This window comes from Dryocola sp. LX212 (genome assembly GCA_041504365.1).
In the GTDB taxonomy this organism is placed as follows: domain Bacteria; phylum Pseudomonadota; class Gammaproteobacteria; order Enterobacterales; family Enterobacteriaceae; genus Dryocola.
Genome location: CP167917.1, coordinates 1,997,762 through 2,021,747 on the forward strand (window position 1 = coordinate 1,997,762; position 23,986 = coordinate 2,021,747).

General features: G+C 53.2%; 23 protein-coding genes. 10 read left to right on the top strand and 13 right to left on the bottom strand.

The window, feature by feature from the left end:
- Positions 1-5: 5 nt before the first annotated feature.
- Both yddG and nadE read right to left on the bottom strand, forming a co-directional pair.
- The gene (gene yddG, locus ACA108_09605; GenBank protein ID XEX97723.1) at positions 6-896 is read right to left on the bottom strand and encodes an aromatic amino acid DMT transporter YddG; all 891 of its coding nucleotides are present in this window, start codon (positions 894-896) and stop codon (positions 6-8) included.
- Between the two features lie 154 nt (positions 897-1,050).
- Positions 1,051-1,878 carry an ammonia-dependent NAD(+) synthetase gene (nadE, locus tag ACA108_09610; GenBank protein XEX97724.1) on the bottom strand — a complete coding sequence of 276 codons (828 nt, stop codon included), beginning with the start codon at positions 1,876-1,878 and terminating at the stop codon, positions 1,051-1,053.
- 270 nt (positions 1,879-2,148) lie between these two features.
- Between nadE and osmE the strand changes: the two genes are divergently transcribed.
- Both osmE and cspA read left to right on the top strand, forming a co-directional pair.
- The gene (gene osmE / locus ACA108_09615) at positions 2,149-2,487 is read left to right on the top strand and encodes an osmotically-inducible lipoprotein OsmE (GenBank protein XEX97725.1); all 339 of its coding nucleotides are present in this window, start codon (positions 2,149-2,151) and stop codon (positions 2,485-2,487) included.
- A 322-nt stretch (positions 2,488-2,809) separates the two neighbouring features.
- Complete coding sequence (gene cspA / locus ACA108_09620) at positions 2,810-3,022, top strand: RNA chaperone/antiterminator CspA (protein XEX97726.1); 213 nt, start codon at positions 2,810-2,812, stop codon at positions 3,020-3,022.
- Positions 3,023-3,326: 304 nt separating this feature from the next.
- Here the strand turns inward: cspA and katE are convergent, their stop codons facing one another.
- Positions 3,327-5,585, bottom strand: a complete 2,259-nt coding sequence (gene katE / locus ACA108_09625) for a catalase HPII (GenBank protein ID XEX97727.1) — start codon at positions 5,583-5,585, stop codon at positions 3,327-3,329.
- 208 nt (positions 5,586-5,793) lie between these two features.
- Between katE and cedA the strand changes: the two genes are divergently transcribed.
- Positions 5,794-6,033: a cell division activator CedA gene (cedA, locus tag ACA108_09630; protein ID XEX97728.1), complete on the top strand. Its 240-nt coding sequence runs from the start codon at positions 5,794-5,796 to the stop codon at positions 6,031-6,033.
- A gap of 50 nt (positions 6,034-6,083) precedes the next feature.
- Here cedA and ACA108_09635 read toward each other — a convergent pair whose 3' ends face one another.
- Genes ACA108_09635 through ACA108_09645 form a run of 3 tightly spaced genes read right to left on the bottom strand, consistent with a single transcriptional unit; the run spans position 6,084 to position 8,822 of the window.
- Positions 6,084-7,196, bottom strand: a complete 1,113-nt coding sequence (locus ACA108_09635; GenBank protein XEX97729.1) for a mandelate racemase/muconate lactonizing enzyme family protein — start codon at positions 7,194-7,196, stop codon at positions 6,084-6,086.
- Positions 7,196-8,068: a fumarylacetoacetate hydrolase family protein gene (locus ACA108_09640; GenBank protein XEX97730.1), complete on the bottom strand. Its 873-nt coding sequence runs from the start codon at positions 8,066-8,068 to the stop codon at positions 7,196-7,198. The genes ACA108_09635 and ACA108_09640 overlap by 1 nt, the downstream gene beginning before the upstream one ends.
- A gap of 22 nt (positions 8,069-8,090) precedes the next feature.
- A complete protein-coding gene (locus ACA108_09645) occupies positions 8,091-8,822 on the bottom strand; it encodes an SDR family oxidoreductase (GenBank protein ID XEX97731.1) in 732 nt (243 codons plus the stop codon).
- Positions 8,823-9,012: 190 nt separating this feature from the next.
- Here ACA108_09645 and ACA108_09650 point away from each other — a divergent pair, with 190 nt between their 5' ends.
- The 3 genes from ACA108_09650 (at position 9,013) to ACA108_09660 (ending at position 12,423) form a co-directional block, all read left to right on the top strand.
- Entirely contained in the window at positions 9,013-9,795 is a 783-nt protein-coding gene (locus ACA108_09650) for an IclR family transcriptional regulator (protein ID XEX97732.1), read from the top strand.
- Between the two features lie 211 nt (positions 9,796-10,006).
- Positions 10,007-11,059, top strand: a complete 1,053-nt coding sequence (locus ACA108_09655; protein XEX97733.1) for an Ldh family oxidoreductase — start codon at positions 10,007-10,009, stop codon at positions 11,057-11,059.
- A 38-nt stretch (positions 11,060-11,097) separates the two neighbouring features.
- On the top strand, positions 11,098-12,423 hold the full coding sequence (locus tag ACA108_09660) for an MFS transporter (protein ID XEX97734.1): 1,326 nt from the start codon (positions 11,098-11,100) through the stop codon (positions 12,421-12,423).
- A gap of 51 nt (positions 12,424-12,474) precedes the next feature.
- Here ACA108_09660 and ACA108_09665 read toward each other — a convergent pair whose 3' ends face one another.
- The 4 genes from ACA108_09665 to hxpB all read right to left on the bottom strand — a co-directional run bounded on the left by ACA108_09665 (position 12,475) and on the right by hxpB (position 16,285).
- A complete protein-coding gene (locus ACA108_09665) occupies positions 12,475-13,866 on the bottom strand; it encodes an L-cystine transporter (protein ID XEX97735.1) in 1,392 nt (463 codons plus the stop codon).
- A gap of 133 nt (positions 13,867-13,999) precedes the next feature.
- On the bottom strand, positions 14,000-14,590 hold the full coding sequence (locus ACA108_09670; GenBank protein ID XEX97736.1) for a metal-dependent hydrolase: 591 nt from the start codon (positions 14,588-14,590) through the stop codon (positions 14,000-14,002).
- 116 nt (positions 14,591-14,706) lie between these two features.
- The gene (kduD, locus tag ACA108_09675; GenBank protein ID XEX97737.1) at positions 14,707-15,468 is read right to left on the bottom strand and encodes a 2-dehydro-3-deoxy-D-gluconate 5-dehydrogenase KduD; all 762 of its coding nucleotides are present in this window, start codon (positions 15,466-15,468) and stop codon (positions 14,707-14,709) included.
- Between the two features lie 148 nt (positions 15,469-15,616).
- Positions 15,617-16,285, bottom strand: a complete 669-nt coding sequence (hxpB, locus tag ACA108_09680; protein XEX97738.1) for a hexitol phosphatase HxpB — start codon at positions 16,283-16,285, stop codon at positions 15,617-15,619.
- A 167-nt stretch (positions 16,286-16,452) separates the two neighbouring features.
- Here hxpB and ACA108_09685 point away from each other — a divergent pair, with 167 nt between their 5' ends.
- Positions 16,453-16,989, top strand: a complete 537-nt coding sequence (locus tag ACA108_09685; protein ID XEX97739.1) for a YniB family protein — start codon at positions 16,453-16,455, stop codon at positions 16,987-16,989.
- A 46-nt stretch (positions 16,990-17,035) separates the two neighbouring features.
- Here the strand turns inward: ACA108_09685 and ACA108_09690 are convergent, their stop codons facing one another.
- The 3 genes from ACA108_09690 to pfkB all read right to left on the bottom strand — a co-directional run bounded on the left by ACA108_09690 (position 17,036) and on the right by pfkB (position 19,318).
- Positions 17,036-17,896, bottom strand: a complete 861-nt coding sequence (locus tag ACA108_09690) for a fructosamine kinase family protein (GenBank protein ID XEX97740.1) — start codon at positions 17,894-17,896, stop codon at positions 17,036-17,038.
- A 100-nt stretch (positions 17,897-17,996) separates the two neighbouring features.
- Complete coding sequence (gene ghoS, locus ACA108_09695) at positions 17,997-18,290, bottom strand: type V toxin-antitoxin system endoribonuclease antitoxin GhoS (GenBank protein XEX97741.1); 294 nt, start codon at positions 18,288-18,290, stop codon at positions 17,997-17,999.
- A gap of 98 nt (positions 18,291-18,388) precedes the next feature.
- Positions 18,389-19,318, bottom strand: coding sequence for a 6-phosphofructokinase II (gene pfkB / locus ACA108_09700; protein ID XEX97742.1), 930 nt, complete (start codon positions 19,316-19,318; stop codon positions 18,389-18,391).
- A gap of 286 nt (positions 19,319-19,604) precedes the next feature.
- On the opposite strand from pfkB, the gene ACA108_09705 reads away from it, so the two are divergent.
- The 3 genes from ACA108_09705 to thrS all read left to right on the top strand — a co-directional run bounded on the left by ACA108_09705 (position 19,605) and on the right by thrS (position 23,982).
- Complete coding sequence (locus tag ACA108_09705) at positions 19,605-20,363, top strand: YdiY family protein (protein ID XEX97743.1); 759 nt, start codon at positions 19,605-19,607, stop codon at positions 20,361-20,363.
- A 336-nt stretch (positions 20,364-20,699) separates the two neighbouring features.
- Positions 20,700-21,338 carry a helix-turn-helix domain-containing protein gene (locus ACA108_09710; GenBank protein ID XEX97744.1) on the top strand — a complete coding sequence of 213 codons (639 nt, stop codon included), beginning with the start codon at positions 20,700-20,702 and terminating at the stop codon, positions 21,336-21,338.
- Positions 21,339-22,053: 715 nt separating this feature from the next.
- Positions 22,054-23,982 (top strand): threonine--tRNA ligase, encoded by a 1,929-nt coding sequence (thrS, locus tag ACA108_09715; GenBank protein ID XEX97745.1) that lies wholly within the window; start codon positions 22,054-22,056, stop codon positions 23,980-23,982.
- Positions 23,983-23,986: the final 4 nt, after the last annotated feature.

The window sequence follows — 23,986 nt, forward strand, 5'->3', positions numbered from 1 at the left end:
GCAATTTAATCGTAGCGTCTGGTGGCAAGCCAGCAGAGCAGCGAGCCGCCCACTACCATCGCCACGCCCTGCCAGAAAGGCCAGCCGGGGTGCAGACCCAACCAGAGGCTGGCAATCAACGCGGAGAGTACGGGGGTGAAGTAGGAGGCAGTCGCCAGCAACGTCATGTTTCCACGTTGAATTCCGTAGTTCCAGGCCGAATACGCAACGGCGGTCGAGATGCCCATAAACAGCAGCTGAAGCGTAGCCGGAAGGGTGAAACCAAGCGCTGCTTCGCTGACGAAGGCGTACTTTATCCACAGCACCAGCGCCGTCGCGCAGAAGAACAGCGTGACGCCGCTTTTTCCCTCGCTCCAGCGGCGGGTAAGGTTGCAGTACAGCGCCCAGATCAGCGCGGCGGCGAAGGCCAGCCCATAGGCAACGGGGTTATCGAGAATGTTGTGCCACATCTGAACGGGCGACCAGCTGCCGTCACCCTTCATGACCTGAATAATACCGGCCAGAGAGAGCGCAAGGCCGGGCCAGAGCCAGAGGCTCGCTCTCTGTTGGTTAATGAAGAGCGCGAAAAATAGGGTCAGGCTGGGCCACAGGTAGTTGATCATCCCCAGCTCCAGCGACTGGCTGCGGCTGTGGGCAAGACCGATGGCCAGCGCCAGGAAAATCTCATAGGTGACAAACAGCGTGCCGCCAGCCCACAGGTAGCGGGGCGGCATCTCGCGTAATTTTGGCAGGCCGCGGGCAATGCACAGGCAAAGCGCGCTAACGGTATAAATCAGCGCTGCGCCACCGACGGGGCCAAAATGTTCAGAGATGCTGCGCAGCAGCCCAACGGAGGTGCTCCACAGAAGAATTGCTGTAAGGCCAAAAGCGGTGGCGCGTTGTGCGAAACTGTCCATGCGATCTCAAAGGGGGAAAGCTTGTCGGATGACGTTGCACTTATCCGACCTACAAAGGGCTTCAAAACAGCTGTCGGATGGCGCTGCGCTTATCCGACCTACAAAAAACTAATGACAAAAAACTGTCGGATAAGCGTTTGCGTCATCCACCGTTTTATTTCTTCCAGAAGTCATCAAAAACGGTGATTGGCGGACGGCGTTTGTGCTCGGTGCGGGTGTACCAGCCTTCAATGATGGTGCTGATGGCGCTATCAAGCGTTTTACCTTCCAGATAGTCGTCAATGTTTTCGTAGGTCACACCGAGGGCGACTTCATCCGGCAGAGAAGGGCGATCGTCCTCAAGGTCTGCGGTAGGCGCTTTCAGATAAAGATGTTCCGGACAGCCGAGGGTTCTCAGCAGCTGTTTGCCCTGACGTTTATTCAGGCGGAAAATTGGGTTGATGTCCGTGCCGCCGTCGCCGTACTTCGTAAAGAATCCTGTCACGGCTTCTGCCGCATGGTCCGTACCTGCCACCACGCCTTTGGTCATCCCTGCGATGCTGTACTGGGCTTTCATGCGCTCACGGGCTTTTTCGTTGCCGCGAATAAAATCGCTTAGTTCAATGCCCGCCTCGCGCAGGGCTTCTTCACTTGCCAGCACGGCGGCCTTGATGTTTACCGTCAGCACCCGATCGGGCTTGATAAAAGCAATCGCATCCTGGCAGTCCTGTTCGTCAAACTGCACGCCAAACGGCAGGCGTACGGCAATAAACTGATAGCTCTCGTCACCGGTTTCTGCGCGCAGCTCGCTGATAGCCATCTGGCAGAGTTTGCCGGTCAGCGTGGAATCCTGGCCGCCGCTGATCCCCAGAACCAGAGATTTAATAAATGGATAAGTTTTCAGATACGCTTTCAGAAAATCGACGCTGACGCGGATCTCCTGCTGTGGGTCTATCTGTGGTTTGACGCCTAACGCCTGGATAATCTCTTGTTGCAGAGCCATTTAACCCCTCCTGTTACGGTATACCTGCAGCGTGCAGGCAGCAAAAAACACATCCGTTAAAACTAACCCGTTGCGGCAGAAACGACAAGGCTCAGGGGGGCAGAAGGGGGATTAACTGACGCGATTTAGAGCGATCGGGCGATCCACCCTGCGGAGATAGCCAATTGTCCTAATTTTGAATCATTTTCGCTAACAAGTTGAAAAATGTTCTTTTATATTCCAGGCTTATCTTACACGCGCAAGCAATACGCTGATAATAGAGGATATAAAATGAACAAGAACTTAGCAGGAATTTTAAGTGCAGCGGCTGTGATGACAATGCTGGCAGGTTGTACCGCTTACGATCGTACAAAAGATCAGGTTGCCACCCCGGTCGTGAAGGATGTGAAAAAGGGCATGAGTCGTGAGCAGGTTCAGCAGGTTGCCGGTAAGCCTTCTTCAGAAGTTACCATGATCCACGCTCGTGGTACCTGCCAGACCTACATTCTGGGTCAACGTGACGGCAAAACTGAAACCTACTTCGTTGCGCTGGATGATACAGGCCACGTGATTAACTCTGGTTATCAGACCTGTGCGGAATACGATACTGACCCACAGGCAGCTAAGTAATAATTGTCTTTGAGAAAGCCGCCTGCTTCAGGCGGTTTTTTTGTTGCTGCGGTTTCGTTATTTCCCGGTCGTTAAGTAAAGAAGTGTCTTTAATCGGATTATATGCAAATGGGGCTTGCTTAATATTTCGCGTCATGCGTTAATGACGTCCTCGGTTTGTTCATCAGGCCTTATGTAAAGCATTTTAGTAAAGCAGTTCTCAGTTCAAGCGTTATCCTCCGATACCTCTTCTCCGTGAGTCTCTCCTAAAGTCCCATAAGTAATTCTGAAACGCAGACCACGTGGCTACAGCGTAGCGAAATAATTTTTTGAGGAAGTATCTATGTCTACCCAACTGACTGGTTTAGTAAAATGGTTTAACGCTGATAAAGGCTTCGGCTTTATCACTCCTGACAACGGCGGCAAGGACGTGTTCGTGCACTTCTCTGCAATCCAGAGCGACAGCTTCAAGACGCTTGAAGAAGGTCAGCAGGTGAAATTCAGCGTGGAAAACGGTGCCAAAGGCCCGTCAGCAGCGAACGTTATCGCTCTGTAATTTCCATTTTAAATTCCTTTTAGCATTCAAGTTTGCAGGTAGGCGGCAAGGGAACTCATCCCCAGGAGCTTATATAAATAAGTGACTGGGGTGAGAGAGAGCAGCCAACACCCCTGCAACTTGAAGGATGAATGGAATTCGTGTTGCGTTACGATAGCGAAGATGGGATAGCCCGGAGCAGTTAACGTGCACGAAAAGAAAAGCCTGAATACGATTATTATCGTGCTCGGGCTTTTTTTATTTTTATCGCAAGTTAAAACGCACGAAAAATACGCCATAGCCATTGCGACTATGGCGCAGATTATTATGCAGGGATGTGCGCTACCTTATTACTGCGCGTCCAGATACGATGTCCGGCAAGTAATTTAAGGAACTCATCGATGAAATTACCGCTCGCGTCATCCGCTTCAACGATGCCTTCCTCACCCTGATCGTCAATGTGCAGTTTCGCCTTGAATTTACGGGCGTTCCCGGCCAGACCGATGACTTTCAGGTGCTTATACGCCTCCAGCAGGTAGTAGGCTGCTTGACCGTCGTTGAGGATACTGCTCAGATCCCCCCCAGGTACGATAACTGCATCAACGCTGACGGACGGTGAACCCGCGAAGGTAGCGGAAATCGGCACGACTGAACCGTCATCGGCGGTGATTTGCCCCATGCGGGAGAACAGAAGTTTCGCATGAACACCCTGAGCCTTAAGGCCTTTAACCACGGCCAGCACATCCGTCGCACTGGCGTTCTCACTCAACAAGACCGCGACCACACGCCCTTTAATATTACCAGATGGTACGGCATACAGGCTCAGGCTTGGGTCCTTCTTCAGCCCATTCACATCTTTTGGCGGGGCGACGTGCATCTGCTCATCAGACAGTTCGATCCCCAGGTTTTCTGCTACCCCCTGGGCGAGTGAAATATCGATATGTGTCAGGTGATCCAGCACGCGCTCGCGGATATACGGACGCGCCACTTTCGACAGCTCGAAGCTGAACGCGCCGATAATGTGCTGCTGTTCCACTGGCGTCTGGCTCTGCCAGAAAAGACGAGGGTGGGAGTAGTATTCACCAAACGACGGGCTGCGCTCGCGGATTTTATGGCCTTCCACACGGGCCTGATAGCTTTCAAAGCCGCCGCGTTTTGGCCCCGGCGGCGTCTCGCGCGGCCAGTTATCGTTGATGGAGTTTGGCTCGTAGTTCGCCGGGTTGCTGTCTATATCCATACGGTGCATGCCGTCACGCTGGAAGTTGTGATACGGGCAGACCGGGCGGTTAATCGGAATTTCGTGGAAGTTTGGTCCGCCCAGACGGCTGATTTGCGTGTCCGTATAGGAGAAGAGTCGCCCCTGTAGGAGAGGGTCGTTACTGAAGTCCAGACCGGGGACGATATGGCCCGGGTGGAAGGCAGCCTGTTCGTTCTCGGCGAAGAAGTTGTCCGGGTTACGGTTGAGCGTCATCTTACCGACCAATTGTACCGGCACCAGCTCTTCCGGAATAAGCTTGGTAGGGTCCAGAAGATCGAAATCATATTTAAATTCGTCCTCTTCCGGGATCAGCTGCAGCCCCAGTTCATATTCCGGGAAGTCTCCTGCTTCAATGGACTCCCACAAATCGCGGCGGTGGAAGTCCGGATCGCGCCCGGTGAGCTTCTGCGACTCATCCCACAGCAGCGAGGCTTTACCGGCAACTGGCTTCCAGTGGAAGCGCACGAAGGTCGATTTGCCCTCGGCGTTGATCAGTCGGAAGGTGTGAATACCGAAGCCCTCCATGGTGCGATAGCTGCGCGGCAGGCCGCGGTCGGACATTGCCCAGATCACGTTATGTAGCGTTTCAGGCTGCAGGGAAACATAGTCCCAGAAAGTATCGTGCGCGCTGCCGCCCTGCGGAATCGCCCAGTGCGGCTCGGGTTTCACCGCGTGTACGAAGTCCGGGAATTTGTGGGCATCCTGAATAAAGAACACAGGGGTGTTGTTGCCCACTAAATCGAAGATCCCTTCTTCGGTATAGAATTTTGTCGCGAAGCCGCGAATATCCCTCACCGTGTCCGCTGAGCCTGCGCCACCCTGTACCGTTGAAAAACGCACGAACACCGGCGTGATTTTGTCCGGGTCTGAAAGGAAATCGGCTTTCGTCACGTCGCTCAGATTTTTATAGGGCTGGAAGAAGCCGTGGGCGGCTGAGCCACGGGCATGCACGATACGCTCGGGGATACGCTCATGGTCGAAGTGGGTGATTTTTTCCCGCAGGATGAAATCTTCCAGGAGCGTAGGCCCACGCGTACCTGCCCGCAGGGAGTTCTGATCGTCGGCAATACGCACGCCCTGATTGGTGGTCAGGGGGACGTTTTCACCATTTTTGCGGAGAGGATCCAGGGATTTCAGTTTTTCATTAGAGGTATCCGGGCTTTTGAAACTGCCAGGCGCCGTAGGCTGTGCGCCTGGTGGGGTAGGCTCCTGGGCCGGCTGGTGGCTACCATCTGCCGGGGCAAGTGAATCCATGCCGGGCTTAGATTCATCGGCGTCGTGAATCGGTGCGCTATGGCTTAAAGGTTTTTTATCATGCGTCGACATTGAACTCGTCTCCTGTTTCCATTGCTGAAGAACCGGTTGTTATAAGAGGAAAACCCCTCTAACTATAGAACAATGCGCTAACTCTGCTTCCCGGAGGGCCGGGTAACAGTCCTAAAAGGGGCGATGATTTTCTCCAGGCGACGAACGGGGGGAGGATCCGCTATCATAGTGAAGTTATTCATTAATCCTGTTTCGAATGCCATTGCCTATGAAACCACTGCGCCAACAGAACAACCGTCCCGTTATCACCTACAAGCCGCGTGTCGAACCCGCGCCGCCTTCCCACGCCTGGCGGGTGGAAGGGTTTAAGGATGTCTGGCTGCTGCGCAACCGATACGTGGCTTTTGTGCTGGTGGGGGATGCCTTCCGTCAGTCCCCGGCGTTTACGCTACCGGAAGCCGCGCAGCGCTGGGCGGCACAGGTACGTCAGGAGAATGAAATTTCCTGATGTGGAGAGAAGCCCGGTTCGGCGACAGAACCGGGGGGACTTTTCAGATTTCACTTACTCGCGATCTGGCGTCTGCTGCCTGCAACCGTTTGTTCTTTTAAGGCCGATATATTCCAGTCAATGCCAAGCCCTGGCTTATCCGACGGTATGGCTCGTCCTGCGTCAACTTTCATCGTGCTGTAGGTCAGGCTGTCCAGCTGCGGAATATATTCCAGCCAGCGGGCGTTCGACACGGCGGCACAAAGCGAGACGTGCAGCTCCATAAGGAAGTGGGGGCAGACGGCGACGTTGAAACTCTCCGCCAGGTGCGCGGTTTTAAGCCACGGCGTAATCCCCCCTATTCGTGCAACATCCACCTGGACTACCGAGCAGGCGTTCTGCTGCAAATATTCCCGGAACTGTCCGATACTGTAAATGCTTTCACCCACGGCTATCGGAAGGGTAGTTTGCTGATTGAGTCTGACATGCCCCTGAACATCGTCGGCGGGTAGCGGCTCTTCGAACCAACCGATATCCAGCTCTTCGTAATGTCGCGCACGCCGTATGGCATCGTCGACCTGGAATGCCTGGTTTGCATCGGTGAAAATCTCGAATCCGTCGCCCATCGCGTCTCGCACCGCGCGAAGGCGGGCAACATCTTCCCGTACCGGACGACCTACTTTGACTTTGACGGCACCAAAGCCGTTTTCACGACTCTCAACGGCATTGTCCACTAACTCCTCCGGGGAGAGGTTCAGCCAGCCGCCTTCAGTGTTATAAAGTGGAATGCTGCGCTGAGCGCCACCCGCCGCCAGCCACAGCGGCAGGTCAGTACGTTTACAGCGTAAATCCCACAGCGCGGTGTCTATCGCGGCCAGCGCCAGAGACGTTATGGCTCCGACTGCCGTCGCGTGCGTCATAAATAGCAGCTCACGCCAGATTTGCTCAATACAATTGGCTTCTTTGCCAATCAACGCCGGTGCAAGGGTTTTCTCCAGCAGCGAGAGGACAGCCGGGCCGCCTGTGCCGATGGTGTAGCTGTAGCCCAACCCTTCTGCGCCTTCGGAGTCAATAATGCGTACGAAAGGCGTTTCCTGGCAGACAAATGACTGGATGGCATCTTCGCGGACGGTTTTCGGCGCGAGCGCAACCATGAAAATCTCAACGCTGGTGATGACGGCCATTATTTCACTCCCTCACATTGCATCAGTACTTCTGCGCTAAAGGTGCGCTGTTGCTGAACACCCAGTCCCTCAATCCCCAGACGCATTGTCTGACCGGGGCGCAAATAAACGGGCGGATTTTGTCCCATGCCCACTCCGGGTGGGGTACCAGTTGAGATGATGTCACCGGGGTGCAGGCTCATAAACTGTGAGATGTAGGAGACCAGATAGCGCACGCTATAGATCATGGTGCTGGTCGAGCCGGACTGATAGCGATGGCCGTCGACTTCCAGCCACATTGAGAGCTGCTGCGGGTCGGCTACTTCGTCGCGGGTCACCAGCCACGGGCCAATCGGGCCGAAGGTGTCGCAGCTTTTGCCTTTCACCCACTGACCCTGGCGCTCAATCTGAAATTCTCGTTCGGACAGGTCATTAACAACGCAGTAGCCTGCTACGTAGTCCAGCGCTTCATCTTCACTGACGTATTTCGCCGTTTTCCCAATAACCACGCCGAGTTCCACTTCCCAGTCGGTCTTTTGCGAGCCGCGTGGGATCTCCACGTCGTCGTCAGGGCCGACAATGGCGTGGGGCGATTTCATAAAGATGATGGGTTCCGGCGGCACAACGGCGTTAGTTTCAGCGGCGTGGTCTGAGTAATTCAGACCCACACAGATAAATTTCCGGCTTCCGCCCACGCAGGGCCCGAGCCGGGGACTGCCAGCTACGACAGGGAGAGCGTCCTCAGGCAGTGCGGCAAGTTTGGTGAGCAGTTCTGGCGTCAACGTTTTTGCATCCAGGTCATCAATATGCTGTGACAGGTCGCGAATTTTGCCGGTTGAATCCAGCAGGCCGGGGCGTTCGTTCCCTGGTTGACCATAGCGAAGTAAGCGCATTTCAGTAATTCCTTATTGTCATTCAGGCAGACCAGCCGCCGTCGATGTGGTGCACCTGACCGGTCGTGAAGGTGGCGGTAATCAGATAGTGAACCAGCCCGGCGATCTCTTCCGGCTGTCCGATGCGGCCCATTGGCTGGCGGGAGATGAACGCCGCTCGTGCCGTTTCATAATCTCCCGTATCCCGAAGACGCTGGTGCAGGGAGGGCGTTTCCACCGTGCCGGGACAGATGGCGTTACAGCGGATACCCTGGGTGATGTAATCCGCGGCCACTGATTTTGTCAGGCCGATGACCGCCGCTTTGCTGACGCTGTAGGCGCAGCGGTTAGGTACGGCTTTCAGACTGGAGGCGATGGAGGACATATTAATGATGCAGCCGTCCTGCTGCGCGAGCATGCCCGGCAGCACGGCGCGGATCAGGTGATACTGCGCCATCACGTTGAGGTGCCAGGCAAAATTCATCTCGTCGCTCTCGGTATGCAGCACGTCCCCGCTGTGGACAATCCCGGCACAGTTGAACAGCACATCGATGACGGCGTGACGCTCAACGAGTGCGCTGATAGCTTCTGGTTGCAGAACGTTGAGCACTTCGGTTCGGATGCCGGGGATGTCAGAAAGCTCATGGAGCTTCCCTTCGTCTATATCTGTCGCGATGACCTGGAAGCCGGCTTCCGCAAGTCGTCTGGCGGTCGCATAGCCGATACCCTGGGCTGCGGCGGTGATCAATACGGTCGTCTTTTTTTCACTTTCCATCGCTCGTTCCTCGTTAAGTGACGCTCTGGATGTTAATTCACTGTAAACAGATCTAATTTTAATTCAAATATGAATTTATAATTTATATATGATGATCACATTTTGTCTGTTGCAGGCAAAGCGGGCAGCGGATGGATTAAGTGGTAATATTCAGAGGGTTGAACTTCCTGCGATGACTGATGAGGGATGTATGGCGCAAAACAAGCTGGATCCGGAGCTTCAGGAGGAGCGCTATCGCGCACCAGCCCTGGATAAGGGATTGGATATTCTGGAAAAACTGGCAGAAATTGAGGAGGGCGTTTCCCAGGCAGAACTGGCCGCCGCGCTCGAACGTAAGCCAAATGAAATTTATCGTATGCTCGATCGCCTGGTCCGCAGAGGCTATGTGGTGCGCACCAGCGTCGATCAATACCAGCTGTCGCTGAAGCTCTTTGAGCTGGCACACCGCCATTCGCCAATGCGTCGTCTGGCCTCCCAGTCGCTACCCCATCTGCGGGAGTTTTCCCGTAGGGCGCAGCAGGGCTGTCATATCGTTATATACGAGCGGGGAGCGTTAACCTCGATTGCGCAGGTAGATGCTCCCGGCTACTGGGGGCTTGGTATCCGCGTTGGGGCCCGTATCGGGCTGCTGGATACCGGTTCAGGTCACGTCGTGCTGGCATTCGCCTCCCCCGAAGAGCAGCGCTATATGATTCAGGAGAGCGGCGAGCTGGCGGGTGAGCCAGATGAAAAGCTGCGTAACCACCTGCTGCAGGTGCGTGAGCAGGGATATGAAATTATGCCCAGCCAGCAGGTTGAAGGCGTTTACAACATCGCGGTGCCGCTTCTGGTCAGCGGTGAGAACGCTATTGCCGCGCTTGCCTGTCCGTGGGTTAAGCACCTGGACCACATGAATTCTCCCTCCCCTGAGAGCGTCGTCGAACTGCTTACGGCCACCGCCCGGCACATCCGCAGCGGCATCCCCACCCGATAAATCATTTATCTTCTGGCGGCCATCCCCAGGTCGCCCCCTCTGTTTTTCCTTTTTTGCGAGCCAGGTCTCTGTTCATTGCTGATGGAGCGGGGATTGCGTGATCTTCATATATAAATTCAAAATTCATTTTTGAATGATCTCGTTTTTGTGGTTACATTTCGATCACATTAAACAAACAATTCATTATCTGTCCGCAGAGGGGGAGCATCCGGTGCAGCACTATTCATTAAGTGACGTGCACAGCGCATGTCAGCACGAGCTGGAAAGCCATGGTGTACCAGCAAACTATGCCGCCGCGATGGCGGATGCTCTGGTGTTTGGTGAAGCGACAGGTTCCGCAACCCACGGTCTGTCTCTGCTGACGCCCTATCTGGAGGCGATTGCCAGCGGTGGCATGGCGCTGGAAGGCCACTATGAAGTGCTGAGCGATTTTCACGCATGTCAGGTCTGGGACGGGCGAAAGCTACCGGGGGCGTGGCTGATGAAACAGGCTATCGCCTGTGGCATGCAGCGAGCTGCCGCCTATGGGGTGGCGGTGGTGGCGGTTAAAAATAGCCACCATACAGGCTGCCTGGCGGCTTATCTGGAAATGGCGACTTCGAAGGGCTATGTCGCGTCGATAGCGTTAACCGATCCGGCGCACAGCAGCGTCGCTCCATGGGGAGGAACAACCCCTGTAATGACTTCTAATCCTGTTGCATTTGGCGCGCCGGGCGAGGCGACGCCGATCTGGATTGATATGGCGACCTCGAGTGTGACTAACGGAGCCGTACAGCACAAGCTCAACGCCGGGGAAAACTTTAGTTCTGAAGTGTTGCTGGACGGGCATGGTAAAGCCACGGGCAACCCCGCGGTGATTAACGATCGGCCTCCGGGCTCCATTTTACCTTTAGGTGGTAAGAGCCACGGCCACAAAGGTTATGCACTGAGCCTCATGGTTGAAATTCTGGCGGGCTGTCTGAGTGGGGGTGGACGAGCAGAACCCCCTTCAGGATGGGGCGCTTCTTTTACGGTCACGCTGTACGCACCGGGTCTTATTTGCGGCGAAAAAGTCTGGAATTCACAGCTCAATGCGCTGATTCGCCAGTGTCATGGTGCTGCTCCTGCTCACCCGTATTCTTCCGTTCGATTGCCGGGCGAACGGAGCTGGCACAGCTTACAACATGCACGTCTGCACGGTATATGGCTTAACCCGGCGCAATTTGTCTGGCTGAACAACGCACCTGATCCGCACAACAATACATCGCAGAAACACAACCCTTAACCATAAGAACATTCATCCATAAACACAGGGAGAAGGCTATGCAGCATGCACACACACCAGGACTGAGAAAAGCGGTCACTGCGTCGGTGGTGGGAACGGTTATCGAGTGGTTTGATTACGCACTCTATGGCGCCGCCGCCGGGCTTATTATTAATAAAATATTCTTCCCCGATCTCTCTGCTTTCGCCGGGACGCTTGCCGCATTTGCCACCTTTGCCGTCGGCTTTTTTGTCCGGCCGCTGGGGGGGCTTATTATCTCTCATATCGGCGATCGTTACGGTCGAAAACCGGCGTTGGTCTTCTCCATTGCGTTGATGGGGTTTGGCACGGTGGCAATAGGCCTGCTGCCTGACTACAGGCAAATCGGCATTTATGCACCTTTATTGCTGGTGCTGATGCGTATGGCGCAGGGGTTTGGCGCCGGGGCGGAATACGCAGGCGCCCTGACGCTGCTGTATGAATATGCCCCCAAGCGTTTACGAGGCTTTTATACTGCGCTGCTCCAGTCGGCCACGGTGGTGGGGATTATCCTGGCAAGCGTAGCATTCTGGGGCGTATCCCAGATGTCGGAAGAGGCGATGACAAGCTGGGGCTGGCGAGTCCCGTTCCTTAGCTCCGCCGTGCTGTTTGTGATTGCGCTGTATATCCGTCGTCATCTGGATGAAACCCCGGAATATATTGAAGCAATGAAGCATGCGGCACAGGAGAAGAAAGAGAATCATATCCCGCTGCGCGTGGTGCTGACAAAGTACCCGAAGTCGTTGATATGGGGTTTTCTGGCGATGACCGGGCACAATGCCAATGTTTATATCCTGAGCGCGTTCAGCATCAGCTATATGACCAACACAATGCATCTTTCACGTTCAACCGCGCTGACCGCAGTCTTTATCTCTGCATTATTCGGCGTCTTCAGCGCGCCCTTTATGGGATGGATGGCAGATAAATTTAGTCCGGCAAAAATATATATCGGCGCGGCGCTTTTCACGGCGGTGTTCGCCTGGCCACTGTTTATGTTTATTGATACCGGCAATCTCTTTTTGATTACCCTTGGCATGTCGATAGGCTTCCTGGTGAGCTACGGCGGGATGGCTGGGCCGCAGGGGGTATTGCTGGCCAATCTGTTCCCGACCCGCTATCGCTTCTCGGGGATCAGCGTGTCCCGCGAGCTGAATGGCATGCTGGTGGCCGGGCCGACGCCGCTTATCTGTACGCTGCTGGTTAATCTTGCAGACGGGAAACCTGTATATGTTTCGATGTATCTGGCAGTGTGCTGTTTGCTGACCGCGTTTGCGGTGATGAAACTTTATATGGCAGCAGGACAGCCGATGAATACTTCGTTAGCGAAGCCGACCGTATCTGACTGATAAGCAAAAAAAAGGCCGCAGAATCTGCGGCCTTGTCATATCGTTTAGCGCTTAGCGATGAGCCAGTTCAATCTCTTCTTCGCTGTTGAGGATCTCTTTATCGGTCTGCTTCATCATCTGACTGGTGATGGTCCCGGCAGTCATGGAGCCGCTGACGTTGAGCGCGGTACGCCCCATATCAATCAGTGGTTCAACGGAAATCAGCAGGGCAACCAGGGTTACCGGCAGGCCCATGGCTGGCAGCACAATCAGGGCTGCGAACGTTGCGCCGCCACCCACGCCGGCTACACCAGCGGAGCTTACGGTAACGATGCCCACCAGCGTGGCGATCCACATTGGGTCGAGCGGGTTAATACCCACCGTTGGGGCAACCATTACCGCCAGCATCGCCGGGTAAAGCCCCGCGCAGCCGTTCTGGCCGATTGTCGCGCCAAAGGAGGCAGAGAAGCTGGCGATTGACTCAGGCACGCCCAAACGACGGGTCTGCGCTTCAACGTTCAGCGGAATGCTTGCGGCGCTGGAGCGGCTGGTGAAGGCAAACGTCAGTACCGGCCAGACCTTGCGGAAGTATTTCAGCGGGCTGACGCCATTCACGGCCAGCAGCACGGCATGCACGCCAAACATAATTGCCAGGCCCAGGTAAGATGCCACCACGAAGCTGCCGAGTTTAATGATGTCCTGCAGGTTAGAGCTGGCAACCACCTTGGTCATCAGCGCCAGCACGCCGTACGGCGTAAGCTGCATAACCAGACGAACCAGTTTCATCACCCAGCTTTGCAGCATGTCGATAGCTGCCAGCACGCGTTCGCCCTTCGGCGCATCGTCTTTCAGCAGCTTCAGCGCAGCCACGCCCAGGAATGCAGCGAAGATAACGACGCTGATGATGGACGTTGGATTTGCGCCCGTCAGGTCAGCAAACGGGTTTTTCGGGATGAAAGAAAGGATCAGCTGAGGCACAGACAGGTCCGCAACTTTACCGACATAGGTGGACTGAATTGCGCTCAGACGAGCAGATTCTGCCGTACCCTGAACCAGACCTTCAGCCGTAAGGCCGAAGAGGTTAGTTACCAGCACGCCTACCAGCGCTGCAATCAGCGTGGTGAAAAGCAGGGTGCCTATCGTCAGGAAGCTAATCTTGCCTAGTGAAGATGCGTTGTGCAGTTTCGCCACGGCGCTCAGTATAGAGACAAATACCAGCGGCATAACAATCATTTGCAGCAGCTGAACATAGCCGTTACCGACCACGTTAAACCACTGAATAGAATCCTTCAGTACCGGGCTGTCCGCGCCGTAGATGGTATGCAGGGCAATACCAAACACTACGCCGACCACCAGGCCAACCAGTACTTTTTTCGCCAGACTCCACTGTTTGTGACGCGTTTGCGCCAGCAGCAGCAGCAGAATAACGAACACGATAACGTTCGCTATAAGTGGAAAATTCATCCCCGTATCTCCTGATATTTATTGTAGGCAGATGAGGCTGGCCCATCTTTATGCTGTAAATCGTATCAGATGTGCGCGAGGTCACTTATATTCAAAAGGAATTGATTATTACTAAATGGATTGTTTCGTCCATTTATTGTTCAGCATGATGATTTACCAGGCTAATGAAGGTCATCTGGAGGGAATTAATCATCTGCGACGACCAGCGCACTGCACTGTTATCGGGCAGACTCTGCGGCATCCATACGGCAAAACCGAACAGCGCCATGCACAGAAAACGTTCCAGCTGGTTGCCTTTTTGCGGCCGGATAACCGGGAAGCGGAAGCGCCAGCGGCACGGCCAGAGCAGGGGAACACCTGCCGGTGTGAGCATATCGGCCACAATATGGCTGAGATAGCCCAGCACCATACCCTGTAGTGCATCGGCCGGGATCACCCAGCTTTCGGGCACTTTAAGATAGAAGAGGGCCAGTCCGGCAAACACGGCGAACAGGCTGTGGGTGAAGCCCCGATGACCACAGGCGCGGGCGATGGGCTTTGAAATCCACGGCAGGCGCTGGCCCAGGAAAGACTTAGGGTGGTCAATGTCCGGCAGCAGGCAGGTCAGAATGGCAGACGGCACAATGTGCCACCAGTCGCCCTGTGCAAGCACAGGGGTGAGTTCGGCGTTTTTTGCAAATACTGCGCTGGCTATAGAAAAAAGCAGGTGGCCTTCCGCCGTCATGATACTACCTGGATGCTAACTGTCGATTCATCCAGTATAGGGTTTTTGTACAGTAGACGGAAGAGGTGACGCTGTAACATTTTATCACTGCCGTGAATATTGAGCAGTGAAGGAATTCAGCGGGCGAGCCAGCCTCCGTCGACGGCAATTGTGTAGCCGTTGACATAATCAGACGCCCCGGAGGCCAGAAACACGACGGCACCTTGTAAGTCTTCCGGCGTTCCCCAGCGGCCAGCGGGGATCCTGTCGAGTATCTCTTTGTTCCGGACTTCGTCCTCGCGAAGCTGCTGCGTGTTGTTCGTTGCCATGTAGCCGGGCGCAATAGCGTTGACGTTAATACGGTACTGCGCCCACTCGTTGGCCAGCAGGCGCGTCACGCCCAGCACGGCACTTTTCGAAGCGGTATAAGAGGGCACGCGGATCCCGCCCTGGAATGACAGCATCGAGGCGATATTAATAATTTTTCCTCCGTCGTTCTGCCTGATGAACTGCTTTGCCACGGCCTGGGAGAGGAAAAATAATGACTTAATATTGAGATTCATCACGTCGTCCCAGTCCTGCTCGCTGAACGCCAGCGCATCCTGTCGGCGGATGGTACCCGCGTTGTTAACCAGAATGTCGATTTTGCCCTGCTGCTCAATGGTCTGCTCAACAACGCTCGGAATGACGGACGGCTGGCTCAAATCGGCCTGGATCGCGCTAAAGCGGCGGCCCAGCGCAACGACTTTTTCTTCCGTGTCACGGGGAGTTTTACGGCCCACGCCAATAATGTCGCAGCCCGCCTCAGCCAGCCCCAGCGCCATTCCCTGACCCAGGCCCGTGTCACACCCGGTGACCAGAGCGACTTTGCCCTGCAAATTAAAAGCATCAAGAATCATAATATCCCCAGTAAAAGTCGGGCGCGCAGCGGCGCATGTTTTATGAGGATAGGTAGGGGGGCTTAGAATTACAAATTAATGTGAAATGGCGTTTCAAAAATATGATGCAGGTGGCATTGCGAGGGGCGACTTTGCCGCCCCGGGTATTTCAGCCCAGCAGATTATCCGCTGAAAGGGCAAGCAGCGATTCTAATTTTACGTCCGCCAGGCACCAGCGCGCGTTCGCTCGGCTTTCTTCTGCCGGCACTACAATAGAGCGCATACGAGCGGCCTTAGTGGCAATCATTCCGTTAACGGAGTCTTCAAGCGTAACGCAGCAGAGCGGGTCAACCCCAAGCTTTGCTGCGGCATCCAGGTAAACCTGCGGATGAGGCTTGCTGTATGGTAAGTGCTCTGCGGAGGCGATGGCATCAAACTGCTCGCGCAAAGCAAACATTGCCAGCACGCGTTCAAGCATGTGCAGCGGAGAGGCGGAGGCAAGGCCGATTTTAAGCCCCTGCGCCTTACAGAGGTTGATGGCTTCACGGACGCCGGGTAACAGCGGCTGACGCTCTTCAACCAGGCTGATGGCGCGGGCGATCACCCGCTGGGTAACTTCTTCGCGTGAAGGACCGTTCCAGGGCTGTTGGGCAAACCACAAATCCACGACCAGATCGATACGCAGGCCGAGCGTATCCGGTAGTTCATTACGGCGGGTAATGTCCACGCCAAGACCTGTCATCACCTCTAATTCTGCTTCATCCCACAGCGGTTCTGAATCAATCAGCAAACCATCCATATCAAAAATTGCGGCTACTACCTGGCGCGTGTCGGCCATCTCAGGACTCCTGTCAGCGTTTATTTTAAAATGTTGCCCTTATGAATAGCGGGAAAAATCGGCGGATGCCACCGCTTTTGTGAAAATCGCCCGCAAAGCTCAGGCGAAATGCAGCAAATCCTTGTAGACTTTGTGCCAGTAAGTTACGTCTTAACAAAGGGGAAAGAATGACGTATCAACAAGCTGGACGCATTGCTGTTCTTAAGCGCGTTGCCGGCTGGGTGATTTTCATACCCGCCGTGCTCTCTACGCTGATTTCAGTTCTGAAATTTATGTATCAGCACAGCGAAAAGCAGCCGGGCATCGACGCCGTAATGATGGACTTCGCCCACGTGATGATTGAGATGATGCGTTTTAATACGCCGTTCCTCAATTTCTTCTGGTACAACTCGCCGCAGCCAGACTTTCATCAGCAGACAAATATTCTGTTCTGGGTGATTTTTGCGCTGGTTTTTGTGGGGCTGGCGCTGCAGGCCTCAGGCGCACGAATGAGCCGCCAGGCGAAGTTCCTGCGTGAAGGCGTCCAGGATCAGCTGATTCTCGAGCAGGCGAAAGGGGCCGAGGGATTAAGTAAGGCGCAGCTGGATGCGAAAATCGTCGTGCCACGCCACACTATTTTTCTCCAGTTCTTCCCGCTGTATATTCTGCCGGTGATTGTGATTGTGGCGGGCTACTTCTTCTTCTCGCTGCTTGGCTTTATCTAGCAGACAACCACTCCCGTTCGGGAGTGGCCTTTCTTTATTATTCCGTTTATGCCGCCAGAACGCGATCGAGGGCTTTTTGCGCGTTGACTAAGTGCTGCCCGCCAAACAGGATGGCGCGGTTGAGCAGAGTGTAAAGCTGATAGAGGGGCTGGCGGTCCAGGAAGCCTGGAGGAAGCGGGGAGACGGACTGATAGCCATCGTAGATTTGCGGCGGCTGATCGGGGTGCAGCGGTAGCATGGCCAGATCGCACTCCCTGTCGCCCCAGTAGCAGGCAGGATCGTAAATAAACGGCCCTTCAGGCCCCAGAGCGCAGTTGCCGGACCATAAATCCCCGTGCAGTAAAGAGGGTTGCGGCTGGTGGGAGGCGAGCGCCTGGTGAACAAAATCGACGATCAGATCGATATCCCCCAGATGAATGCCTTTTTCAGCAGCCATTTCGAGCTGCCAGCCAATGCGCTGCTCCGCAAAAAACGTTGACCAGCGGCGCTGCCAGGCATTGGGCTGCGGCGTAGTGGACAGATCGTTATCAAAATCGAGCCCGAACTGCGGCTGATCGCTCCACTCATGCAGCCGCGCAAGCTGCTGCCCAAGCAGGAAAGCATTGTGGGCATCAAGCGGTTTTGCGGGCAGATACTCCAGCAGCAGGAAGGAATAATCTCTGTCGCTGCCTAATCCCCATACCTTCGGTACGCGCACAGTATTACTACGTGCGAGCAGCTCCAGCTGATCGGCTTCCGCCGTGAAGATCGGCAGCATTTCCCGTTCATCGCTTTTGACAAAAATCTCGTGACCGGCGTAACGGATCCGCCAGGCGGCGTGGATTTCGCCGCCGGGCAGTTCGGTGCGTTGTTCAACTTCAGCCTCTCCCAGCTGCTCACTTAACAGACGACTGATGGCTTGCCACATGATATTTCCTCCCAGTTGCTCTGGTAGATCATTAGCCTGCACTGTTAACCGGGTAAAAACCTGGAACCAACGCACAACCCCGGTCAGGATTTAAATTAAATTATTGCTCGCGGTGCTTTTCCCACGCATCCCAGGTAGTCACAGTAACTTCCGGCTCGACGCCAAGGGCAACGTGCCCTAAACCCTTCGCGAGCACTTCCACTTCCTGCGGGCTAAGGGCGCTGACCAGCCCGTAAGTGTTGGTGCCAAGCTCATGGATTTTCCCTTCGCCATCGCTCAGGGTTAGCAGAAAACCTCCACGTGTCAGGTGGTTATTGAGCTCATTGATATCCGTAAGGCTCTCTTCTTTGTACTTTACGGTGACGACATAGCGCACGATGTCTCCACTACTCATGGTTCACCTCGTTGTTATCCCAAAGGTTTTAGCATAGTTGATCTGCATGAAATGGCGACTTTTGGCGTAGCGGCCCCTGAGACGGAGGCCATCCGGGCCTAACTGCGAAGGTAATCGTAGATTTTCTGCGTATTTTCAAGGGAGCAAAGGCGAGTTCCCTGATTAATCGTTGCGGCGCTACCGGCCGCCACGCCGAAGCGCACCATATCCAACAGCGGGGCATCTTCCGCCAGCTTCAGCGTCATGGCACCGACCATGCTGTCGCCTGCGCCAACGGTGCTCTGACTTTTGATTGGCGGTGGGACAACCTGCACGTAGCCCGTGGCATCCACGCCCAGGGCACCCTGCGGGCCGAGGGAGACAACAACGCGTCGGGCTTTACCGCTGCTGACGATCTCCTGGGCGGCCTGGCGCACATCGTCCGGCTGGGACAAATCGCGATTCACCAGCGCGCTCAGCTCTTTCTGGTTAGGTTTCACCAACTCAATGTTGCCGATTTCCAGCGTCGCCTTCAGCGCCTCGCCGGAGCTGTCCACGATGCAGCGGATGCCCGCCTCTTGTGCTGCCTGTACCAATGAACAGAGTTTCGCAACTTCAATTCCCGGCGGCAGGCTGCCGCTGATAACCAGGATGGCGCCGGATTCAATGGCCAGCACTTTTTCTTCCAGACGACGAAACTCCTCATCCGTCAGTGCGGCACCCGGCATCACAAAACGATACTGCTCGCCGGTTGATTCAGCGTGCACGTGCAGATTCTGGCGCGTCCAGTCATGCGCATTTACGGTATCAATGGCGACCTGTTCATCAAGCAACAGGGTAGAGAGGTGCTCGCCGGTTGCGCCTCCTGCCGGGAAGATAGCGGTTGCTTTACCGCCAAGATGTGAAATAGCGCGCGCGACGTTAATCCCGCCTCCGCCGGGCTCAAAGACCGGTGCGGTGCAGCGTAATTTACCTTCCGGATAAATTTGCGGCGTAAGGGTTGCGCTGTCTAGAGAGGGAGCAAGAGTCAAAGTATAGATGCGTGTCATGGGGCCTCCTTTTTCATGAATCTTGAGCTTAGCACCAAAGCGCGGAGATAAATTTTAATTAACGTCATGATTTTTCAATTAATTGTCAAAAAGCAAGTGCTGGCTATCTATATGAAAATAAACATGTTTTGAGAGCCTTCTTATTCAAAAAATGAAAGATGAATTCATTGCTATGTTATTCGGGCTTTTTTATAATTTGTAACCTTTCTCTGGGGCGCAAACGTTTGATCCCGAGAGAATATTCCGGAACCTTGGTGGTTTCTTTTTTTGTCGTACGGATTAATAAATGAAGCTTGTTAAGACAGTACCGGCTGCAATTTTGCTGACCGGAAGTGCGCTATTGAGTCACTTTGCAGTTGCAGATACCACGGTTTTCACTGTCATGGATGACCCAAGCACCGCAAAAAAACCTTTTGAAGGTAACCTAAACGCCGGTTATCTTGCCCAGTCGGGCAATACCAAAAGCTCCACGCTGACTGCCAATACCAATATGACCTGGTATAACGATGCAACGGCCTGGTCTCTTTGGGGTAACGCCAACAATACCTCTGCTAACGACGAGCGCTCCTCAGAGACATACGCTGCGGGTGGCCGTAGCCGTTACAACATGACGGACAGCGACTATTTGTTCGGACAGGCAAGCTGGTTAACCGACAGGTTCAATGGCTACCAGGCGCGAGACGTACTGACCGCGGGTTACGGTCGTCAGTTCCTGAGCGGCCCGGTACACTTCTTCCGTCTGGAATTTGGTCCTGGGGTGCGCTACGACGCATACACCGATGGCGGCAATGAAACCCAGGCGCTGGGCTATGCCTCCGGGATTTATAACTGGCAGCTGACGGACAACGCGAAGTTCATTCAGGGCGTCTCCGTTCTGGGGAGTGAAGATACAACGGTTAACTCAGAAACCGGGCTGGAAGTGGCAATCAACGAACACTTTGGACTTAAGGTTTCCTACAACTTGACCTGGAACTCCAATCCGCCTGATTCTGCGCCAGAGCACACCGATCGTAAGACCGCCATTACCCTCGGCTATAAAATGTAATTACCGAAGCCGGGTTACCAGACCCGGTTTTTTCTTATGGCCCCATCGGGAGCTATTTGCGCTACCCCACAGCAGCATCTCCAGCCCCATCATAGGCTTGGCTATTTCGGGCGTATCTCCATCACGATGCGAGCAAAGGAACATTCCTGGATACGTTGAAACGTACGGAAACGGTGCGGTTCATATAACTTGACAACCCATGCTACGAGGTGAATGACATAATTTCTGCTCTGACAATGTTAGCTTTTCATTCATTTTTGGCTTATTTTGTGATTGATGTGTGAGTTCATGTTAACTTGCGTAACATATTTTAACCGCACGGAGAGGAATAAAAATATGATTTTACAATTTAGCGAAGCCGAAGAATTATTTGCAAAGAATGATTTCGAGGCGTTAAAACAGCAATTACTGTCGGTGGGCCGCAAGTTGCAATATTCTAAAGGGATGACTATTCAATCAGGTAAAAATGAGGTGCTAGTAATCATTTCTGGGAGGATGCTCGTCTCAACCAGTAAAAAAAACAGTCTTATCATTGGTGATACAGTTCCTTTTTTTCCAGTGGGGCTGATGGAAGAGTATTATAAAATCCCTCTTTTCTATTATATTGAAAACGAAGCAACAGTTGTGCAACTTACGGTTGAGGATTTTAATAAATTGTTTTTTTATAACCCGGAATATGCCCAGCTTCTCACTCGAATTATGTCTATTATATCCGTGAGGTTAATTCATGCCTATTACGAACGGGTAAATGATTCTGGCTATGCTACGATAAGGGAAATGCTTCATCGCTATCTTTTCAAAATTGAGGAGGGGACAGTCATTAATGTAGGCGTTGCCTCCTTTATTTTAAAGAGAACCCGATTATCACGAAGCTATGTTTTTCAAGTACTTTCCGCCCTAAAGCGAGGTGGTTATATTACAATTTGCAACGGGAAGCTCGTTTCTATAAATCGTGAGATTCCTGAACGGTATTAAAAGCTTAATTATCAAATTAATATCGGCTGGACGCTTAAAATCATGCACATCAGGGCATCAGGGCATCAGGGCATCAGGACAGTGGTGCTCTACCGTGCCCAATGGGTTTCAGAGGTAAATAGTATGTCAACTCTGGACAGGGCAGTAGCGAGGAATGTTATGAGGGTACTATCTCACTCCTTACATGCTGAAGGGCGGCCTCAAAATGCATCGAATTCACCATTCTGAAATTTATACTCTGTATGTCTCTACTATGGTTTTCACTGGCATCTGTCTCAACAAGCCCACGTTTGATTTGTTTTTCTCTCGGTAGATTGTAACACTCGACAGGTTCCGAGTCATAGGGTATATCTTCCTCAGCTTCTTCAGCGAGAAAGGCTAGATATTCTTCACATTTTGGGAGTGGGTGAGCGTTTATCCATAATCAATTCCTGACATAATCCGAAAATATAGATCTAAGTGAAATTCTTTACGCATTTGTTGTTGGTTCGTCATGTTGCAACCAAGTTCTGCCTTTATCCCTCTTTCAATGACGTGTACTATTGCCGGGTGTAATCAGCTGACGGATGTGGGTACATTCGGTATTTTATACTCTCCAATGGACGCAGTGTGCAGAGTGAAGCATTCAACCCATCCTAACTAGCTGATTTATTTAAACTATATAAAATTGTATGTGATCTTACGTGTGGGTCACCACTGCAAATAAGGACTCATCATGCCCGTTATTACCCTTCCTGATGGCAGCCAACGCCATTACGACCATGCTGTTAGCCCGCTGGATGTCGCACTTGATATCGGTCCTGGTCTTGCCAAAGCCTGTATCGCAGGCCGTGTAGACGGTGAACTGGTTGACGCATCCGATGTGATTGACCACGATGCAAAACTTGCCATCATCACCGTAAAAGATGAGGCTGGTTTAGAAATCCTGCGCCACTCCTGCGCCCACCTGCTGGGTCATGCTATTAAACAGCTGTGGCCACATACCAAAATGGCAATTGGCCCGGTTATCGACAACGGTTTTTACTACGACGTCGATCTTGACCACACCCTGACCCAGGAAGATCTTGAGCTGCTCGAAAAGCGTATGCACGAGCTGGCTGAGAAAGATTACGATGTCATCAAGAAGAAGGTGAGCTGGCACGAAGCGCGCGAAACCTTCGTCAACCGTGGCGAAAGCTACAAGGTTGCTATTCTTGATGAAAACATCAGCCATGATGATCAGCCAGGTCTGTATCATCATGAAGAATACGTTGATATGTGCCGCGGCCCGCACGTACCGAATATGCGTTTCTGCCATCATTTCAAACTGCAGAAAACCTCCGGTGCCTACTGGCGTGGCGACAGCAACAATAAAATGCTGCAGCGTATTTACGGCACCGCATGGGCAGATAAAAAACAACTCAATGCCTACCTGCAGCGTCTGGAAGAAGCGTCTAAGCGGGACCACCGTAAAATTGGTAAGCAGCTCGACCTGTATCATATGCAGGAAGAAGCGCCGGGCATGGTGTTCTGGCACAATGACGGCTGGACTATCTTCCGCGAACTGGAAGTATTTGTGCGTTCCAAGCTCAAAGAATACCAATATCAGGAAGTAAAAGGCCCGTTCATGATGGACCGTGTGCTGTGGGAAAAAACCGGCCACTGGGACAACTACAAAGATGCGATGTTCACGACATCTTCCGAGAACCGTGAATACTGCATCAAGCCGATGAACTGCCCAGGCCACGTACAAATCTTCAACCAGGGGCTGAAATCCTACCGTGACCTGCCATTGCGTATGGCCGAATTCGGTAGCTGCCACCGTAACGAACCGTCAGGTGCGCTTCACGGCCTGATGCGTGTGCGTGGATTTACCCAGGATGATGCACACGTTTTCTGTACTGAAGATCAGGTTCGCGATGAAGTGAACAGCTGTATTCGCATGGTTTATGACATGTACAGCACCTTCGGATTTGAAAAAATCGTCGTAAAACTGTCCACTCGTCCAGAAAAACGCATCGGTACAGACGAAATGTGGGATCGTGCAGAAGCTGACCTTGCGGTCGCGCTGCAGGAGAACGAAATCCCGTTTGAATACCAACCGGGTGAGGGCGCGTTTTACGGTCCGAAGATTGAATTTACCCTGTATGATTGCCTCGATCGTGCATGGCAGTGCGGTACCGTCCAGCTGGACTTCTCCCTGCCATCGCGTCTAAATGCGTCGTACATCGGCGAAAACAATGAGAAATTGGTGCCGGTTATGATTCACCGCGCCATTCTCGGCTCCATGGAAAGGTTTATCGGTATCCTCACCGAAGAATTCGCTGGGTTCTTCCCAACCTGGCTTGCTCCGGTCCAGGCAGTGGTCATGAATATCACTGATGGACAGTCTGAATACGTTAACGAATTGACCCGTAAACTACAAAATGCAGGCATTCGAGTAAAAGCAGACTTGAGAAATGAGAAGATAGGCTTTAAAATCCGTGAACACACGTTACGTCGTGTCCCTTACATGTTGGTTTGTGGCGATAAAGAAGTCGAAGCAGGCAAAGTAGCCGTTCGTACTCGCCGTGGCAAAGATTTAGGGAGCATGGACGTAAACGAAATGATTGAAAAACTGCAATTAGAAATTCGCAGTCGCAATCTTAATCAACTAGAGGAATAGAGTT

Coding starts and splice junctions, on each gene's coding strand:
- ACA108_09705 (XEX97743.1), top strand. CDS start 19,605: ATGAAGCTTGTTAAGACAGTACCGGCTGCAATTTTGCTGACCGGAAGT.
- ACA108_09710 (XEX97744.1), top strand. CDS start 20,700: ATGATTTTACAATTTAGCGAAGCCGAAGAATTATTTGCAAAGAATGAT.
- ACA108_09670 (XEX97736.1), bottom strand. CDS start 14,590: ATGACGGCGGAAGGCCACCTGCTTTTTTCTATAGCCAGCGCAGTATTT.
- ACA108_09685 (XEX97739.1), top strand. CDS start 16,453: ATGACGTATCAACAAGCTGGACGCATTGCTGTTCTTAAGCGCGTTGCC.
- ACA108_09665 (XEX97735.1), bottom strand. CDS start 13,866: ATGAATTTTCCACTTATAGCGAACGTTATCGTGTTCGTTATTCTGCTG.
- thrS (XEX97745.1), top strand. CDS start 22,054: ATGCCCGTTATTACCCTTCCTGATGGCAGCCAACGCCATTACGACCAT.
- ACA108_09645 (XEX97731.1), bottom strand. CDS start 8,822: ATGGAAAGTGAAAAAAAGACGACCGTATTGATCACCGCCGCAGCCCAG.
- pfkB (XEX97742.1), bottom strand. CDS start 19,318: ATGACACGCATCTATACTTTGACTCTTGCTCCCTCTCTAGACAGCGCA.
- nadE (XEX97724.1), bottom strand. CDS start 1,878: ATGGCTCTGCAACAAGAGATTATCCAGGCGTTAGGCGTCAAACCACAG.
- yddG (XEX97723.1), bottom strand. CDS start 896: ATGGACAGTTTCGCACAACGCGCCACCGCTTTTGGCCTTACAGCAATT.
- osmE (XEX97725.1), top strand. CDS start 2,149: ATGAACAAGAACTTAGCAGGAATTTTAAGTGCAGCGGCTGTGATGACA.
- ACA108_09640 (XEX97730.1), bottom strand. CDS start 8,068: ATGCGCTTACTTCGCTATGGTCAACCAGGGAACGAACGCCCCGGCCTG.
- katE (XEX97727.1), bottom strand. CDS start 5,585: ATGTCGACGCATGATAAAAAACCTTTAAGCCATAGCGCACCGATTCAC.
- ACA108_09635 (XEX97729.1), bottom strand. CDS start 7,196: ATGGCCGTCATCACCAGCGTTGAGATTTTCATGGTTGCGCTCGCGCCG.
- cedA (XEX97728.1), top strand. CDS start 5,794: ATGAAACCACTGCGCCAACAGAACAACCGTCCCGTTATCACCTACAAG.
- cspA (XEX97726.1), top strand. CDS start 2,810: ATGTCTACCCAACTGACTGGTTTAGTAAAATGGTTTAACGCTGATAAA.
- ACA108_09690 (XEX97740.1), bottom strand. CDS start 17,896: ATGTGGCAAGCCATCAGTCGTCTGTTAAGTGAGCAGCTGGGAGAGGCT.
- ACA108_09660 (XEX97734.1), top strand. CDS start 11,098: ATGCAGCATGCACACACACCAGGACTGAGAAAAGCGGTCACTGCGTCG.
- hxpB (XEX97738.1), bottom strand. CDS start 16,285: ATGGCCGACACGCGCCAGGTAGTAGCCGCAATTTTTGATATGGATGGT.
- ACA108_09650 (XEX97732.1), top strand. CDS start 9,013: ATGGCGCAAAACAAGCTGGATCCGGAGCTTCAGGAGGAGCGCTATCGC.
- ghoS (XEX97741.1), bottom strand. CDS start 18,290: ATGAGTAGTGGAGACATCGTGCGCTATGTCGTCACCGTAAAGTACAAA.
- kduD (XEX97737.1), bottom strand. CDS start 15,468: ATGATTCTTGATGCTTTTAATTTGCAGGGCAAAGTCGCTCTGGTCACC.